15 protein-coding genes and 1 other RNA gene are annotated in these 15201 nt (G+C 49.6%); 10 read left to right on the top strand and 6 right to left on the bottom strand.

All coding sequences use genetic code 11. The features are described from left to right. The first annotated feature begins 443 nt into the window (after positions 1-443). Complete coding sequence (locus H7F31_RS23690; RefSeq protein WP_187100779.1) at positions 444-1118, top strand: hypothetical protein; 675 nt, start codon at positions 444-446, stop codon at positions 1116-1118. A gap of 593 nt (positions 1119-1711) precedes the next feature. Here the strand turns inward: H7F31_RS23690 and H7F31_RS23685 are convergent. Next, a complete protein-coding gene (locus H7F31_RS23685) occupies positions 1712-2899 on the bottom strand; it encodes an MFS transporter (protein WP_187100778.1) in 1188 nt (395 codons plus the stop codon). A 295-nt stretch (positions 2900-3194) separates the two neighbouring features. Here H7F31_RS23685 and H7F31_RS23680 point away from each other — a divergent pair, with 295 nt between their 5' ends. The 3 genes from H7F31_RS23680 to pfkA all read left to right on the top strand — a co-directional run bounded on the left by H7F31_RS23680 (position 3195) and on the right by pfkA (position 5615). Continuing rightward, positions 3195-3506 (top strand): hypothetical protein, encoded by a 312-nt coding sequence (locus H7F31_RS23680; protein WP_187100777.1) that lies wholly within the window; start codon positions 3195-3197, stop codon positions 3504-3506. 80 nt (positions 3507-3586) lie between these two features. Continuing rightward, positions 3587-4615: a tetraprenyl-beta-curcumene synthase family protein gene (locus H7F31_RS23675; protein ID WP_087567313.1), complete on the top strand. Its 1029-nt coding sequence runs from the start codon at positions 3587-3589 to the stop codon at positions 4613-4615. Positions 4616-4646: 31 nt separating this feature from the next. After that, the gene (gene pfkA, locus H7F31_RS23670; protein WP_087567212.1) at positions 4647-5615 is read left to right on the top strand and encodes a 6-phosphofructokinase; all 969 of its coding nucleotides are present in this window, start codon (positions 4647-4649) and stop codon (positions 5613-5615) included. Between the two features lie 144 nt (positions 5616-5759). Here the strand turns inward: pfkA and H7F31_RS23665 are convergent, their stop codons facing one another. The 3 genes from H7F31_RS23665 to H7F31_RS23655 all read right to left on the bottom strand — a co-directional run bounded on the left by H7F31_RS23665 (position 5760) and on the right by H7F31_RS23655 (position 8365). Further along, positions 5760-6965, bottom strand: coding sequence for a putative glycoside hydrolase (locus tag H7F31_RS23665; RefSeq protein WP_187100776.1), 1206 nt, complete (start codon positions 6963-6965; stop codon positions 5760-5762). 256 nt (positions 6966-7221) lie between these two features. Beyond that, positions 7222-7410, bottom strand: coding sequence for a hypothetical protein (locus tag H7F31_RS23660; RefSeq protein ID WP_179215457.1), 189 nt, complete (start codon positions 7408-7410; stop codon positions 7222-7224). 154 nt (positions 7411-7564) lie between these two features. Continuing rightward, complete coding sequence (locus tag H7F31_RS23655) at positions 7565-8365, bottom strand: YitT family protein (protein ID WP_187105498.1); 801 nt, start codon at positions 8363-8365, stop codon at positions 7565-7567. Between the two features lie 190 nt (positions 8366-8555). Here H7F31_RS23655 and H7F31_RS23650 point away from each other — a divergent pair, with 190 nt between their 5' ends. The 4 genes from H7F31_RS23650 to H7F31_RS23635 all read left to right on the top strand — a co-directional run bounded on the left by H7F31_RS23650 (position 8556) and on the right by H7F31_RS23635 (position 11912). Continuing rightward, positions 8556-10142: a degradosome RNA helicase CshA gene (locus H7F31_RS23650; RefSeq protein ID WP_187100775.1), complete on the top strand. Its 1587-nt coding sequence runs from the start codon at positions 8556-8558 to the stop codon at positions 10140-10142. Between the two features lie 207 nt (positions 10143-10349). Beyond that, positions 10350-11177 (top strand): YesL family protein, encoded by an 828-nt coding sequence (locus tag H7F31_RS23645; RefSeq protein WP_187100774.1) that lies wholly within the window; start codon positions 10350-10352, stop codon positions 11175-11177. Between the two features lie 49 nt (positions 11178-11226). Beyond that, positions 11227-11409, top strand: a non-coding RNA gene (ssrS, locus tag H7F31_RS23640) — 6S RNA. A gap of 113 nt (positions 11410-11522) precedes the next feature. Further along, the gene (locus H7F31_RS23635) at positions 11523-11912 is read left to right on the top strand and encodes a DUF1499 domain-containing protein (protein WP_087567207.1); all 390 of its coding nucleotides are present in this window, start codon (positions 11523-11525) and stop codon (positions 11910-11912) included. A 307-nt stretch (positions 11913-12219) separates the two neighbouring features. Here H7F31_RS23635 and tpx read toward each other — a convergent pair whose 3' ends face one another. Continuing rightward, positions 12220-12738, bottom strand: a complete 519-nt coding sequence (tpx, locus tag H7F31_RS23630; RefSeq protein ID WP_187100773.1) for a thiol peroxidase — start codon at positions 12736-12738, stop codon at positions 12220-12222. A 236-nt stretch (positions 12739-12974) separates the two neighbouring features. On the opposite strand from tpx, the gene H7F31_RS23625 reads away from it, so the two are divergent. Continuing rightward, the gene (locus H7F31_RS23625) at positions 12975-13463 is read left to right on the top strand and encodes a rhomboid family intramembrane serine protease (protein ID WP_261800111.1); all 489 of its coding nucleotides are present in this window, start codon (positions 12975-12977) and stop codon (positions 13461-13463) included. A 46-nt stretch (positions 13464-13509) separates the two neighbouring features. Continuing rightward, entirely contained in the window at positions 13510-14418 is a 909-nt protein-coding gene (locus tag H7F31_RS23620; RefSeq protein WP_187100771.1) for a glutamate biosynthesis transcriptional regulator GltC, read from the top strand. Positions 14419-14496: 78 nt separating this feature from the next. On the opposite strand, the gene H7F31_RS23615 is transcribed toward H7F31_RS23620, so the two are convergent. Further along, positions 14497-15168: a zinc metallopeptidase gene (locus H7F31_RS23615; RefSeq protein WP_087567203.1), complete on the bottom strand. Its 672-nt coding sequence runs from the start codon at positions 15166-15168 to the stop codon at positions 14497-14499. Positions 15169-15201: the final 33 nt, after the last annotated feature.

Raw genomic sequence — 15201 nt, 5'->3', positions numbered from 1 at the left:
TACTTTGAAACTATGCAGTTTAGGAAGACGTTGACGTTTGATGACGTTTTTATAATGAGGCTCGCAAAGAAATTCCTGCAGTCTTCTGTTGGAGCTCCTGAAGTCAAGGCAAGTCACGATCATGAAACTATAGTGTACAAACTCTTAATTTGATATAATGGCGGGGAGGTTATCAATATTTATAATTATAGTGGTGGCCTTGTAATGCCATGTCAAACGAAGGCCGTTCGATATGGACTATACGAGTCTTCGATATCGTCTTTCGAGCCACATTCATTTATCGAATCGATTAGGCAAATATCTCAGTCATCACGTTACTGAAATTATCGTTTTTGCAAACTAAAATCTATATATATCATCTGCGCGTAAAGCATACGCCGCTTATCTCATGTCATGGGATGGGCGGCGTTTTTTTATTTTTTCGATAGAAAGGAATGAGTTAGATGAGAGTATTTTCGTTCGAGGAACAGTTTGATGTGTTTTTGCAGCAACAAAAAAAGGAGGCCTCTTCACGCCGGCTGGAAATGCTGGAACGAGATCTTTCGGGTACGATCAAGATGTTCAGGGAAGCACTTTGGCCGATTTTCCAAACATTTGAAGGATTTATTCTCGAGTATGAGCTGGTTCTGCCTAATGGGGTGCATTTTTTTATTGATGTGTTTTACGCGCCGTTCCGATTTGGGTTTGAGTGCGAAGGTTTTAGTGCACATGCCGAGACAATCAGCAGGGATCGCTTCAACTTCGAGAAAACCCGTATCCGTCACATGTTGCTCAGCGGCTGCGTATACATCCCATTCTCATGGGACGAGCTTGACAAGAAGGGGCTGCAGTGTCGGAGTTTCGTTCAAGAATTACTTCTTAGAAATAGAAACAGCTTGGCCATGACTGAGCAATTATCAATTTACGAAAGAGAAGTGTTGCGAAACGCAATTTGGTTTCAGCGACCTATTCGCTTGGTGGATGTGTGCAAGTGTCTGGGGAAGAGGAGAGACTTTGCCTGTAAAGTGATAAAATCTTTGGTTGCGAAAGGAATACTCCAAGCAACAGTACCAACCTCAATTAGACATCACGCCTATGTTGTGCAGCCAAACGCAATAGAGTATCTTCGATCCATTTGACCAAGAAGACGTTGGGAACTAATAGATTGATGCCACCAAGGTAACTCCGCCAAAGTAGGCTCCTTTGAGGGAAATAGATCGGTGACATCAACTTAAATCAGCGATAGAAGCACTTTCGAGGGAAATAAATCGGGGACATCGACGTAACTCCGCGAAAGTAGGTCCATCGAAGGGAATAGAACGGTGCCACCGACTTAACTCCGCGATAGTAGTTCCTTTGAAGGGAATAGAACGGTGCCACCGACTTAACTCCGCGATAATAGCTCCTTCGAAGGAAATAGATCGATGCCACCGACTTAAAATAGCGAAAGCAGCACTTTCGAAGGGAATAGAACGGTGACATCGACTTAAAATAGCGAATGCAGCACTTTCGAGGGAAATAGATCGATGCCACCGGCTTAACCCCGCCAAAGTAGCTACTTCGAGGGAAATAGATCAGTGTCACAGACTTAACTCCGTCAAAGTAGCCCCTTTGAGGGGAATAGAACGATGCCACCGACTTAAATCAGCGAAAGCAGCACTTTCGAAGGAAATAGATCGATACCACCGACTTAAATCAGCGAAAGACGCTGCTTACTTAATTACTCAGTTACTTACCTCCCATTCCGCCCCAGCCAGTGATACAGCAGGAAGCCGATGGCGGCGGCGATGCCGACATACATGGCGGCGTGGTAGAAGGCGACGCGGCCGAGGTGCTCGTAGACAACGCCGCCAATGACGCCGCTGATAAGGCCGGCGACGCCTGTCCATATAATGGTATACACCGCTTGACCGGATGCGCGATATTCGTCCGGGATCAGAAACGAGAGATAGCGGAGCGCAGTGGAGAAGTAGATGCCGAATGAGATACTGTGCATAGCCTGCGTCGCTATAAACCATTGGGGATCATTTATCTCGCTCATCAGCCAGAGTCGAAGCCCGTACATCAGCGACGCGAATGCAAGCAAAGGCAACTCGCGCAGCTTATGACCGTACTTGCCGAGCAGAAACAAGGTCGGAATCTCGCTGGCCGCCGATACAAGCAAGGCCAGTCCGATCAGCGTGTCGCTTGCGCCTAGCTGGCGCATGGTGACCGCGAGGAAGCCTTCGTACATCCGATGAGAGATGGAAACCATCAGAATCAGCACAAAAAACGTCAACACCTGACGCTGGCCCAGCAGCTTAAAGAAGCCGGAAAACTCGATTTTGCGCGCCGTGCTTTGATAGTCCTTGATGAAAAGACTGATGAAGATCGAGATCGCGATTGTGCCGACAGCCAAGGCAATGGTCCATTCCGAACCGATTCCTTTTAGCAGCAGCCCGAAAAAGTAGGCGCTTAGCGCGAAGCCGAGCGAGCCGAATATACGAATGAGCGCGTAAGGCGTGCCGGTATGCTGGCTGGATAATAGAATGAGGCTGTCGCTTAACGGAATAATCGGGGTCTGGAAAAAATAAAAGCATGTCATGACGATCGTAATCAGGACGACGTTCTCGAGCGGGTACAGAATGCTCATAAGCACGAGTTGAGCAAACAGAAGCGCCACAAGAAGTTTCCGTATCGTCCGATATTTGTCGCTGGCAAGACCCGTAATAATGTTGGCGAAGATGGACACGGACAATCCGGCCGAATAGATGACGCCGATCTGACTCTCAGAGAAACCTTTGGTCATAAAATATAAAGGAATAAAGGAGATGACAAGCGACTGCGTGGCGAAAGTCGAGAAGTTGAAGGCGCGCAGCGCCAATGTTTCTTGTTTGGCTGTTGCAGAGATTGTTTGCCCGGTGGTGACTGAATCGTTCATGGTTGCCGTTTCACTCCATCTCTCTATCTTGCGAAACGGCCCACATATCGAATTGACTCCGTTCCGCTTTCTAAATACTAGTCCCATTACTGAATCTTCGACAATTAGTATACCATGCTTTCGGTCGACGTAGTTGTCTCAAAAAGAACCTTTGCCATGTCGTGGTTAAAGTCAGCTTTTTGTAAGCGCATTAGCGCTTGGAATTACGAATTCGAGCAGTCTATCCAAAGGCCGACACTTAATTGTGGCTGGATTATTACCCTTCAAAATGGTACATTATTGTGTGGAGGTTGCAATGGACATTTTCCAATGGAACGACAGGCTTCGTCTACATATTCCGACACTCGCCAAAGATTGGGAGCAATATTCGCTGGAGGAGAGAACCGCGATTATTGCAAGATGGGAGCTCATACGCGGCACCATTCCGGACCGCGTGATGGAATTCGAAGCAGGCATTATTCGCATGCAAGCCGAGATGGACGAGGAAGAAAACTTTGAACGCTGCTGTGAGCTTACTTATGCAATCTCGGATTTGGCCAGCCGAATCAACGATTTGCATATTTGGTACAGGAACGATCAGGACGTAGAGTCGCGCCGGCATTCATAACATCATTCTCGCGAAAGGGGTGCGCCGTGATACTAACGACGCTTTCGGGAAGACGAGCGCCTCAAGGTCCCATTAAGCTCATGCATCGAGTCTACAAATACGTGTTGCCTGAAGTAGATGCCGAACTTTGCCGCTTGAGAGAATTGGCGGAACGAATACCTGACGACGAGCTGCGGACGCAGGCCTTGAACAGCATGGATGACAAAAAGTTTCATTGCCAAGGGGGCGGCGTATATGCCGCGGCTAACCTGGAATACCGTCATGTATTGATTCCGCTTATTGTCGCGCTGCAGACGATCAGCGATTATTTGGACAACCTGTGCGACCGCAGTACGTCGCTGGATCCCGAAGATTTCCGTTTGCTTCATCAATCTATGTTGGATGCCGTTAATCCTCATGCAGAGCTTCGCGATTATTACGAGCTTCGGAGCGAGAGCGACGACGGCGGTTATCTGCATCATCTCGTACGGACCTGCCAGACATGCGTATCGCAGCTGCCTTCTTACTTAAGTGTGCAACGGCATGTGGAGGAATTGGTCGCGTTGTATGGAGATCTGCAAGTGTACAAGCATATTCGCAAGGATATGCGCGAGAACGAGCTGCTCGCATGGTGGGATCAACACAGTTACCAATATCCTCACCTGCAATGGAATGAATTTGCCGCTGCGACAGGTTCTACGCTGGGCATGTTTATGCTGTTTCTGGCAGCATCGGAGTCTCAGTTGTCGGCCAAGGACGCGGAGGCGATCCGACGTATTTATTTCCCGCATGTATGCGGTCTTCACATCCTGCTCGATTATTTGATCGATCAGGAAGAAGATAAGCTTGGCGGCGATTTGAATTTCTGCAATTATTACGATAGCAAGCAATTGCTGGTCGAACGGATCGATATGATCGTAAATCGCGCGAGGGAGGACGTAAAGTCGCTTCCGGCATCGGGATTCCATCGGTTGATTATCGAAGGTCTGTTAGCCCTTTATTTGACAGACCCCAAAGTTCGACTCCAGGCCGAGGTGCGCGAAGTGTCGAAGAGACTGATGAAAAATAGTCCGCTCACGCGGTTGTTCTTCATGATTAACAGTCAATGGATACGAAGGCAGCAAGCCTGATAAAGACTAATTTGGTGTGGAGGAATGAAACATGACTGCAGTTAAATCTATTGCGGTATTAACAAGCGGAGGCGACTCCCAAGGCATGAACGCGGCTGTACGCGCCGTTGTTCGAAGCGGACTGTTCCACGGCTTGAAGGTTTACGGCGTACAAAGAGGTTTTCAAGGTTTGCTTAATGACGATCTGCGCGAGATGGATCTTCGCAGCGTCGGCGACATTATTCAGCGCGGAGGCACGATTCTTCAGACGGCACGATGCAAGGAGTTTCTGACGCCGGAAGGTCAACAACGAGGTGCGGACGTGCTTCGCGAAAGAGGCATCGACGGATTGGTTGTCCTCGGCGGAGACGGCTCTTACCAGGGCGCCAACAAGCTTAGCAAGCTGGGCATTAAAACGATGGGCCTGCCAGGCACCATCGACAACGATATCCCGTTCACGGATGCGACAATCGGCTTTGATACAGCGGTCAGCATCGTCGTTGATGCGATCAACAAAATTCGCGATACGATGTCTTCCCACGAACGTTCTTCGATCGTAGAAGTTATGGGCCGTCATTGCGGCGACATTGCATTGTACGCAGGACTTGCGAGCGGGGCGGAGACGATTCTTGTACCGGAGGTTCCGTTTGATCTGGCCGAAGTTGCAGACCGGATGAAAAACAACTTTGCCAAAGGCAAACGTCATAGTATTATCATCGTCGCCGAAGGTGCGGCCAAGGGCGAAGACGTCTCGCAAAAAATTACCGATCTGAGCGGTATCGAAGCGCGCGTTACGGTGCTGGGCCATATTCAACGCGGTGGCACACCAACAGCGGTAGACCGTATTCTTGCAAGTCGTCTTGGTGATTTTGCCGTTAGAAAGCTGATGGAAGGCGACTCCGGCAAATCCTGCGGCGTGATCAAAGGCGAGTTAACTTTGACGGACATCGATACGGTTGTAAACAGCAAAAAACCGTTCGACATGGATATGTACGAGCTCGCGCTGCGTCTTTCTCAATAATTTTTTACAATAACCCAAATGAGCTGTTCCAAACGAGCGGAAGCGTCTTTAAGCGCTTTGTCGTTAGGGAACAGTTTTTTGTGTTAAAAATGGATGCAAACAAAAAAAGGCTGCCCTTGCCGGGCAGCCTTTTCACAAAAGTAATTATTCGTATTTGACGCCAGCGGTGTATTTGTTGCCGGCATTCCAAAGCAAATATTCGGTGACGTTCGAATCTTGGAGAGCTTTAATTTGAGCTTCAACTTCGGCGACGCCGTATTTCACGTAATTGCCTTTCCCTAGCCAGCTTGCGGTGAAATCCTGGATCCATGGACGGATAATCGGCTTGAGCTCGCCGGTGTTCTGGAGCTTCTCGTGCGTATCGTCCATAGCTCCCTTGATCGTCTCGTAAGGACTGCGATCCGGCGTCTTTTGGTTGAACCAGCCCGTGCTGTAGTGGCTGGGATAGATCATGGGCGAGATCACATGTACGTCATTCGAAATTTTGACGAAATCCTGACCGATGCCTTCGGCAGCCGGCACGGATGCCGCATAACCGAAAATATCGACGGAAACGCGTACGCCGAGCGGCTCCAGCTGTTCGCGCGCGTACTTGACGAATCCGGCTACCGCATCAACGCGGCTTTGCTCCGTCTTGTTAAACGTGAGCGTATCGGCGCGGTTTTCGAACCCTTCCGGGAAACGAACGTAGTCGAACTGGATTTCCTTGAAGCCGAGTTTCGTAGCTTCCTTGGCTAGCGCGACGTTGTATTCCCACACCTCCTGGCGGTATGGATTGACGAAACTTTCGCCGCGGCCATTTTTCCATATCGTGCCGTCGGGCTGCAGGAACGACAGCTCCGGGCGTTTGACGGCAAGCACGGTGTCCTTAAACACGACAATACGCGCAATAGGGTAGATTTCGTGCTGCTTGAGGGTATCCATAAGACCATTAATATCGGAAATATATTTTTTGGCTGTACCGATTTCCAGCAGCTCGGGCGTCGTTGTCGGGTATGTAATATATCCGTTGTCGTCCTTTAGATCGATAACCATGCTGTTCAGTTCGGTATCGTCAACAAGTTTGAGCAACGATTCCATGCGAGAACCGCCCGCGCTATGCGCTGTAACGTAAATCCCCTTGATAGGCGGTGTATCAGGCTGAGGATCCTGCTTCACCTGGCCGGGCATCATTCCTCCGCCTCCCGGAGGCTCCTCTCCCGTTACGATCGGCGCATTCGGCTGTACGATCGTTTCTCCGGCTGATGCATTTAGATAAGCGACAGCAAGCTGTTTGGCATCGCCATGCGCTTCTCCTTGTCCGGTAAGCAAGCCGTAAAGCAGCATAATTGTAGATACAATGATGTCCATTAAGCTCTCTCCCGTCATTTTATAGGATAGTATAAGTAATCCCCATACTTAACCTCTATGTCTAGGAATGAAACCTGGCGCGCCGACAAAGGACGGCGCGGCCGTAATGCCAACAAAGCTTCACCTTTTGTATCCGATTATAAGCCACTTCGTTGAATGGGTCATCTCTTTTTTGTTCTAATGGGAGACAAAAAACCAGTCGACAACGAGATCGACTGGCAGTGCGGTTATACCGATATCCCATAACCAAGCCTATTCATTGTAACATCGTCTGTTTCTGCCCGTTGCAGATGCTGTGCTGTACAATTTCCATGACGTCTCCCGGCTCAAGAACAGCAAGGCCGTCACGAAGGACGATACGGAGATCCAACTCACGGGAAGTGAGGTAAGGACTAAGCTCCGGGGCAAGCCTTTCGACAATTTGAGACAATTTGACCGTTTCCATATCCACTCAGCATCACCCTTTCATCCTAATAGTCAATTAGAAAGCAAGAAGGGGAAAACGATTGGTAAAGAAACTAACGTTTGGGATACACACATTATAACAGCTTCGCTTTCAAAAACATAGCAATTGTTAACAACTTCCGCTTCCGCGGAGATCAGCTAGGGTTCGGCCTCCGGAAGTCTCCGACGACGCCAACGGTTTCCACAATATTAATGAAAGCGTGCGGGTCGATGGTAATGATGGTTTTGCACAGGTCCGCCACTTCGAATTTCGTGCGTACAGTCATCAGCATATCCCTCTCGGCCGAGGAATAGGCTCCTCGCGTCTTGATTATGGTAATGCCTCTGGGATGGGACAGCAGCTTCTGGCGGAGCTCCTCCGTCTTCGTTGTAATGATAAATGCCGTCACTTTAATATGCCGCACATGGATAAGATCTACAACCTTGCCCGCGGAAAAAATCGCGATTAGCGAATACAGCGCCAGGTCCCAGTTCTTGGTGAAGAAGATAAGGATCGCAATGACGCCGGCATTTAACAGAAAAATGATCATTCCTACGGGCAGATCGCGTCTCTTTGTTACAATGGAGGCAACGACGTCGAAACCGCCGGAAGACCCTCCGTACCTGAGCGCAAGTCCGCTGCCGAAGCCGACGATGACCCCGCCGAACACCGCTCCTAACAAAATATCGTCAGCCGTATGTATGACGGGCACCACCCTCAGAAACAAGGTTGCTGCGGCGACGGAGTAAATGCTCCAAATGACGAAGCGCCTACCTAACATGAACCATCCCCATACCAATACGGGTATATTCAAAAGAAGATACAGCCAGGCGACATTGCCGCCGGTGATGTAACTGATCATCATGGAGATGCCGGACAAGCCGCCGCTAAGCAACTGGTGGGGAATGAGAAACATGTTGAACCCGATCGCAACTAACAACGCGCCGAGCGTCATGGTCGGTATTGTGAGCAGATAACGCCTTTTTGTTGCCTGCAATGGAATCGCTCCCTTATCCAGAATTGAAGTATTATAGCTCCTGGTTAGTATGGCTTTGTTCGCTTAACTGGTATTCGGGGATGTTTCTGTGCTATAATGGTTTGGATATTCTTAAGAAGGCTGTAGATAGAAGGAGTTTGAGAAAAGTTTGAAAACATTTGCTGAATTTGGTTTAGAACCAAAAGTGTTGCAAGCAATAACGGAGTTGGGGTTCGAAGAGTCAACCCCTATTCAAGACAAATCGATCCCATACGCAATGGCGGGACGGGATTTGATTGGTCAGGCCCAGACAGGTACGGGCAAGACGGCGGCATTCGGTATTCCGCTCATTAACAAAATTCCGGTAAGCGAGGATCGCATTGTTGCCTTAATAATGACGCCGACCCGTGAACTCGCTATTCAGGTGGCTGACGAGATCGGGAAGCTCACGCGATACAAGGGCCTTCGTTCGCTGCCAATCTATGGCGGACAAGAAATTGGACGTCAGATTCGCGCGCTCAAGAAGCGCCCGCAGATTATTATCGGAACGCCAGGACGCTTGCTGGACCACATCAACCGCAAGACGATTCGTCTGGAAGATGTACAAACAGTCGTGCTTGATGAAGCGGACGAAATGCTGGACATGGGCTTCATGGAGGACATCCAAACCATCCTTAAGCTTGTTCCGGAAGAGCGTCAAACGATGTTGTTCTCGGCTACGATGCCGATCAACATCCAGAAGCTTGCTCAGCAATTCCTGAAGGAGCCTGAGCATGTCTCGGTTATTCCAAAGCAAGTAACGGCACCTTCGATCGAACAATCGTATATCGAAGTTCACGAGCGTCAGAAGTTCGAAGCGCTTAGCCGCTTGCTGGACATGGAGTCTCCAGAACTGGCTATCATTTTCGGCCGCACCAAGCGCCGCGTTGACGAGCTGAGCGAAGCGCTGCAAAAGCGCGGATACTCTGCCGACGGCCTGCATGGCGACTTGTCGCAAAACCAGCGCGATAACGTTATGCGCAAGTTCCGCGATGGCAGTATAGACGTCCTGGTAGCAACGGATGTCGCGGCTCGCGGTCTTGACGTATCCGGCGTAACGCATGTAATCAACTTCGACTTGCCGCAAGATCCAGAGAGCTATGTTCACCGGATCGGCCGTACGGGCCGCGCAGGCAAAGAAGGTACGGCGTGGTCGTTCGTAACGCCTCGCGAGATCGACCACTTGCACTTCATTGAGCGTATTACGCGCCAGCGCATGAGCCGCAAGCCGCTGCCTAGTATCGCGGAAGCAATCGAAGGCAAACAGCGCATTACGGCCGAACGTATGCTGGAAGTTGTGCAGAACGAGGAATTCTCGGAGTACAAGCCGATCGCGATTCAATTGCTGGAGCAATATGATTCCGTTCATCTCCTTGCTGCGGCAGTCAAGCTGCTCACAGGCGAGAAGAAGGATGTGAGCATCGAGCTTACGCCGGAAGAGCCGCTTCGTGCGAAGAAACGTCGCCCGGACATCCGCTCCAATGGACGCCCGTTCAACCGTGGGGCTTCCTCGTACGGCGGCAACCGCAGCGGCGGGTCCAGCAGCGGCGGCGGTTATCGCGGTCGTGACGACCGTCGTTCGGGAAGCAGCAGTTCGTCGCGCGGCAACTACGAAAGCCGGGGAAGCTACGGCGGCGGATATGGCGGCAAACGCAGCAGCGAAGGCCGCAGCGGCGAGAGCCGTCGTCCGAAGTCCGACGATTACGGCAACAACTAAGCATTCCATACGGTCCGGAGATCATGTCCTAGACTAGCACGTGCAAACAAACCGGGGAAGTCCGTGACGCCTAACGGGCATCCCGGACTTCCCCGGTTATTTGTTAGTCAGCCCAATAAAAATGACTGCTGAAGTATGAGTAGTAAAAATCGTTTTCGTTTTATCCGTAGCAAGGTCGCAACTATTACAGCGTTGGAGGCAGATCAGATGGAGCCAAGAGGATTAATGGGGGGATTCTACAGAATCTCCGAATGGATTATGAGGCTTGCCGTAATCAATTTATTGTGGATAGTTTGCTCCATACCATTCGTCTTTTTCGGATTGACGATGTTTATTGCTCCACAATCCGGCGCAACCGAGCAGGATATGTTAGGCAGCCTGTACACTTCGCTCATTTTGATGGCGATAGTAGCTCCGTTCACATTTTTTCCCGCAACGGCAGCGATGTTCGCAGTAGCCCGGAAATGGGTAACGGGCGAGACGGATGTTTCCCTGTTCAAAACTTATTTCCGCGGGTACAAAGAGAATTATAAGCAGAGCATGATAGGCGGAATCTTGTATACGCTTTTATTCGTCATTATGATAGTCGACTTTATCGTGTACAGGGAACAGCTTAATATTCTGTCGTATATCTTTATCGCGTTCCTTGCGCTGCTTGGCGTATCGATCTTTAATTTCTTTTCGATGCTCGTTCATTATCATATGAAGACGTTCCAACTGATGAAGAATGCGATTCTGATCACGATCGGCAAGCCGTTCCGCTCGCTCTCTACGGCTATTATGTGCGGCCTGGTCATCTATATCAGCTTCTTCCAGTTCACGTTCCTCATTCCGTTTTTTATGGGCAGCATCGTGGCGTACCTGGCGTTCTGGAACTTCAATATCATCTACACGAAACTTCAGGAGCAGGCCGAGAAGCTGAAGAGATCGGAAGAGGAAGAAGCCGAGGAAGCCGCGGAGATGGATCGTGAAGACCTCGTGAAAGACGAGTACAAAGAGGCAAACAGAGAAGTGGACAAAGAAGGAAGCAAATAACATTGCCGTTTGACGTTTACTTTTCCCTTACTTAGGACTATAATAGCTTTACATCCTGCGATGTTCGTCACGGTCCTTCGTTGTTTTGAACCAATGGCTGTTTCACGGGAGACCTAAATCGCCAAGCGGCTGTCATGCCCTCGAAAAGGGACTTCAAAAGCGTGGCTGCGGACACCCACCTGCGAGAGCGGGTTCAGAAACATGTGGATCGGACGGCATAGGCGGGTTCCTAACGTAAAAAGAGAGCGATCGTCTGGCAAAATCCGGCGAAAGCTCTTTTTTCATATGTGAAAACATGGTATGATAAATAGTAATGCAGATAGACGCTAGAGGGGGAGATCGTTGTTGTTGAAGCGGACCTTAATCGGGCTGCTGCGCAGTCATGAACAGACAGGCGACAGAGCTAAGGATCCATTGCTGAAATCACATCTCTACAAGCTGTCGAAGGACAAGGCTTGGGAGGAAGTCGTATCCACGCTCAAGAAGATGCAAGGGTATAAGCTGCTTCACGAGGTTCAATCGGTAGGCGAGATTGTACTGGAGAAGCGAACGGCATTCGGCAGGACGATGGATATTACGGTTTCTGTCATCAGCGTGAACCCGCTTACGTCGGCGGTCGATATTTATTCCGCGTCTCGCGGATCGTTAGGCGACCTGGGTTCTAATTATCGCGTCATACTTGATTTGTACCGCACGCTTGACAAGAAGCTCGCCGCGGTTAGGGTAACCTCCTGATAAGGCAATCAAGGGCTTCACATTTCTATATGAAAACGAAACAAAGCGAGGAAGGGTCGCCCTTCACTCGCTTTGTTTGCGGAAATCAACTATTAGAGGTAGTTCAAAAAGTCCGCTTTTGATCACGGAGCATAGCACGAAGCTTGCTCGACATCGAATATGGAACGCAAGCGAAACTTCCGGTGCTCACGTAGCTTCCACTACGCTCCGCTCCTCAGTTTCTACTTACATTCCATCTTCTCGGTGCTGAAAACCAAACTTTTTAAACTCGCATTTATTCGTGTAACTTAAAGTCGTTACTTACGTATTATACGAGAGCCTTGACCGCTTCAATCGCCGCTTCGTAATTCGGATGTTCTGTCATCTCCGGCAAATACTCGACGTATTTGACATTGTTGCTCTCGTCCAGAACGAAGATAGAACGCATATCAAGGGCAAGCTCTTTAATAAGAACGCCGTAAGCTTCTCCGAAGCTGTTGTTCTTGTAGTCCGAGAGCATGACAACCTTGTCGATGCCGGCGGCCGCGCACCAGCGCGATTGTGCGAAAGGCGTGTCCACGCTCACTGTCAATACGACGACGTTGTCGCCGAGAGCTGCGGCCTCTTCGTTAAAGCGGCGTGTCTGTGCATCGCACACACCGGTATCGATGGAGGGGACGACGCTAATCAATTTTACTTTACCGGCATAGTCTTGAAGAGAGACGACCTCGGTAAGCGATTTGTTAAGGGAAAAGTCAGGTGCTTGATCGCCTACCGCGAGTTCGGGTCCAATCAATGTGATCGGGTTGCCCTTTAATGTGGCAACGCCTGTACGTTCTTGTGCCATGTTAACAATTCCTCCTCAGGGGCTTGTAGTTGGTACGACCTTAATTATAATCGCAAAGAAACACCATTGTCCAATATTTGGCGTGTTAGACGAAAGGCGGGATGAAGATGATCTTCCTCCGTTATGAAAGCTTCCGTTCCTATCTTAGATATTATCCTGGAACGGCCGCTTTGATCGCAATAAATTTGATTGTTTTTCTTATAGCTCAGTTCTATAAGGAGATTGTCAATTACGGTATGTTCATAGCCGTACCCGGTATCGATTCCTTCGGATTCTTGGAGCCGTGGCGGTATATTACATCGCAATTTTTGCACGCGGACTTCGGCCATCTCTTTTTTAATATGTTCGCGCTGCTGGTATTTGCGCCGCCGCTAGAATATTTGCTCAAGACCTTTAAATATATTATTTTCTATTTGCTTTGCGGTATTGGCGGCAATCTGTTCTCGGCGCTTGTCACGAATCTGCAGCATGACCAATACCACTTGGCCATCGGAGCATCTGGCGCGATCTATGGCGTGTATGGAGCGTTTCTGTTTATCGCGTTGCTGCGCAAATCGATGCTGGATGTATCTTCGCGCAAGACGGTATATATAATATTGGCCTTCGGCGTCATCCACTCCATCTTTGTGCCCAAAATTGATCTTTGGGGACATTTAGGCGGAGCGCTTGCAGGATTTCTGTTATACGGGTTGTTGGATAACCTGAAGCAAAGACGTCGACGATAATTAACACAAATATGGTAGGGCACGGGAACGGGAGAGTATGTCCAGTATGGAACTTCGACAGCTATATTACTTCGTAAAAGTAGCAAAAAAAGAACATGTCACGCAGGCGGCCGAAGAGCTGCATGTGGCACAGTCGGCTGTCAGCCGCCAAATTCACCAACTGGAGGAGGAGCTTGGCGTAAAGCTCTTCGTCCAAAAAGGGCGTAATTTGCAGTTGACGCCGGTGGGACAGTTGTTTCTTAAGCGAGCGGAGGCGATATTGGCCGATCTGGAGCGCGCAGTTATAGAAATACAAGAGTTTATGGATCCGGAGAAAGGGGAGATAAGGTTAGGCTTCCCGCACAGTCTCGGCATTTCGTTAATACCGCAGGTCGTTGCATCATTCCGCAAGCAACACCCTAACGTCAAGTTCCGATTCAAGCAAGGGATGTTCCCGTCCTTGATTCGCGATTTGGTGAAGGGGGAGATCGACCTCGCCTTTATCTCGCCGTTTCCTAGAGAACATGAGCAGGTTTGCGGGGAAGTATTGTTGACGGAAGAGTTATATGCCATCCTGCCGCCGGGCCACGCATTGTCGAATCGACAATCCATCGAGCTTATCGAGCTTAAAGATGAGACCTTCGTATTGTTCAGTGAAGGATACTCGCTAAGACCAATCGTGTATGAAGCTTGTCAAGAGGCTGGATTCGAGCCTAAAATCGGCTTCGAGGGAGAAGAGACGGATACGATCAGAGGGCTTGTGGCGGCCGGTATGGGCGTTAGCCTGTTGCCTGAGATGGCGTTGTTCTATTCGGGGACTCTTCAGCCGGTCAAGGTGCGGATAAGCGCCCCATCCGTGACGAGAACAATCGGACTTATTCATCGGAAAAACGAGAAGTTGCCATTAGTCGCGAAGGTTTTTCATTCCTTCCTGCTTCGCTACTTCCTGGATTATAACGCTAAGCGTGAACAATAATTGCATAACTTCGAACCAATAAGAAGGCCGTCCCGCATATTGCGAGGACGGCCTTCTTATTGGTTGATCCTTTATTTTTTATTCGCGGTTCTGAGTGAACATCAGAATGTAACGAATAAGCTCCAGCAGGGATAAGAGCGCGGCAGCTACATACGTAAGGGCAGCTGCATTTAATACTTTGGCCACACCCTTCGCTTCCTCTTGGTGTACAAAACCTTCGGTTATCATCAGGCTTCTCGCACGATTGCTGGCATTGAATTCGACCGGCAACGTAATCAGTTGGAAAGCGACCGCGACGGAGAAGAAAATAATACCAAGTCCGATCAAGCCGAAGGCGTTAAAGATAAATCCGCCAATAAGCAGAAACGGCGCAATGCCGGATGCGAAGTTAACGATCGGAAAGATGCGGTGTCTGGCAACCAGGAACGGATAGCTGACAGAGTGCTGGATCGCATGGCCTACCTCGTGACACGCAACGGAGATGGCTGATATCGTGTTCTCGTAATAAACCGGCTCGGATAGCCTTACAACTCTGTTAATGGGGTCGTAGTGGTCTGTGAGCGATCCGGGAACGGGCTCAATGGGTATATGGTGGAGGCCGTTGTTGTCCAACATTCGACGTGCGGCTTGATAGCCTGTCAGTCCGCTGGTGGCGGGTACCTGAGCCCACTTCTTGAACGTGCCCTTCACTCGGAACTGCGCCCAAATCGTAAGGGCGAAGGCTGCGATAATTAGAACCATCATAAACATCTCTTCATTCCTCCAGATTGATGTGACTTCATC

It is taken from the genome of Paenibacillus sp. PAMC21692 (assembly GCF_014303795.1).
In the GTDB taxonomy this organism is placed as follows: Bacteria; Bacillota; Bacilli; order Paenibacillales; family Paenibacillaceae; genus Pristimantibacillus; species Pristimantibacillus agaridevorans.
The sequence above is the reverse complement of the archived record's forward strand: the minus strand, read 5'-3'. Positions and strand labels throughout refer to the sequence as shown.

Bases quoted from the DNA above. Each gene is read 5' to 3' on its own strand.
- H7F31_RS23690 (WP_187100779.1), top strand. From the start codon at position 444: ATGAGAGTATTTTCGTTCGAGGAACAGTTTGATGTGTTTTTGCAGCAA.
- H7F31_RS23685 (WP_187100778.1), bottom strand. From the start codon at position 2,899: ATGAACGATTCAGTCACCACCGGGCAAACAATCTCTGCAACAGCCAAA.
- H7F31_RS23680 (WP_187100777.1), top strand. From the start codon at position 3,195: ATGGACATTTTCCAATGGAACGACAGGCTTCGTCTACATATTCCGACA.
- H7F31_RS23675 (WP_087567313.1), top strand. From the start codon at position 3,587: ATGCATCGAGTCTACAAATACGTGTTGCCTGAAGTAGATGCCGAACTT.
- pfkA (WP_087567212.1), top strand. From the start codon at position 4,647: ATGACTGCAGTTAAATCTATTGCGGTATTAACAAGCGGAGGCGACTCC.
- H7F31_RS23665 (WP_187100776.1), bottom strand. From the start codon at position 6,965: ATGGACATCATTGTATCTACAATTATGCTGCTTTACGGCTTGCTTACC.
- H7F31_RS23660 (WP_179215457.1), bottom strand. From the start codon at position 7,410: ATGGAAACGGTCAAATTGTCTCAAATTGTCGAAAGGCTTGCCCCGGAG.
- H7F31_RS23655 (WP_187105498.1), bottom strand. From the start codon at position 8,365: ATGACGCTCGGCGCGTTGTTAGTTGCGATCGGGTTCAACATGTTTCTC.
- H7F31_RS23645 (WP_187100774.1), top strand. From the start codon at position 10,350: ATGGAGCCAAGAGGATTAATGGGGGGATTCTACAGAATCTCCGAATGG.
- tpx (WP_187100773.1), bottom strand. From the start codon at position 12,738: ATGGCACAAGAACGTACAGGCGTTGCCACATTAAAGGGCAACCCGATC.
- H7F31_RS23625 (WP_261800111.1), top strand. From the start codon at position 12,975: ATGTTCATAGCCGTACCCGGTATCGATTCCTTCGGATTCTTGGAGCCG.
- H7F31_RS23620 (WP_187100771.1), top strand. From the start codon at position 13,510: ATGGAACTTCGACAGCTATATTACTTCGTAAAAGTAGCAAAAAAAGAA.
- H7F31_RS23615 (WP_087567203.1), bottom strand. From the start codon at position 15,168: ATGTTTATGATGGTTCTAATTATCGCAGCCTTCGCCCTTACGATTTGG.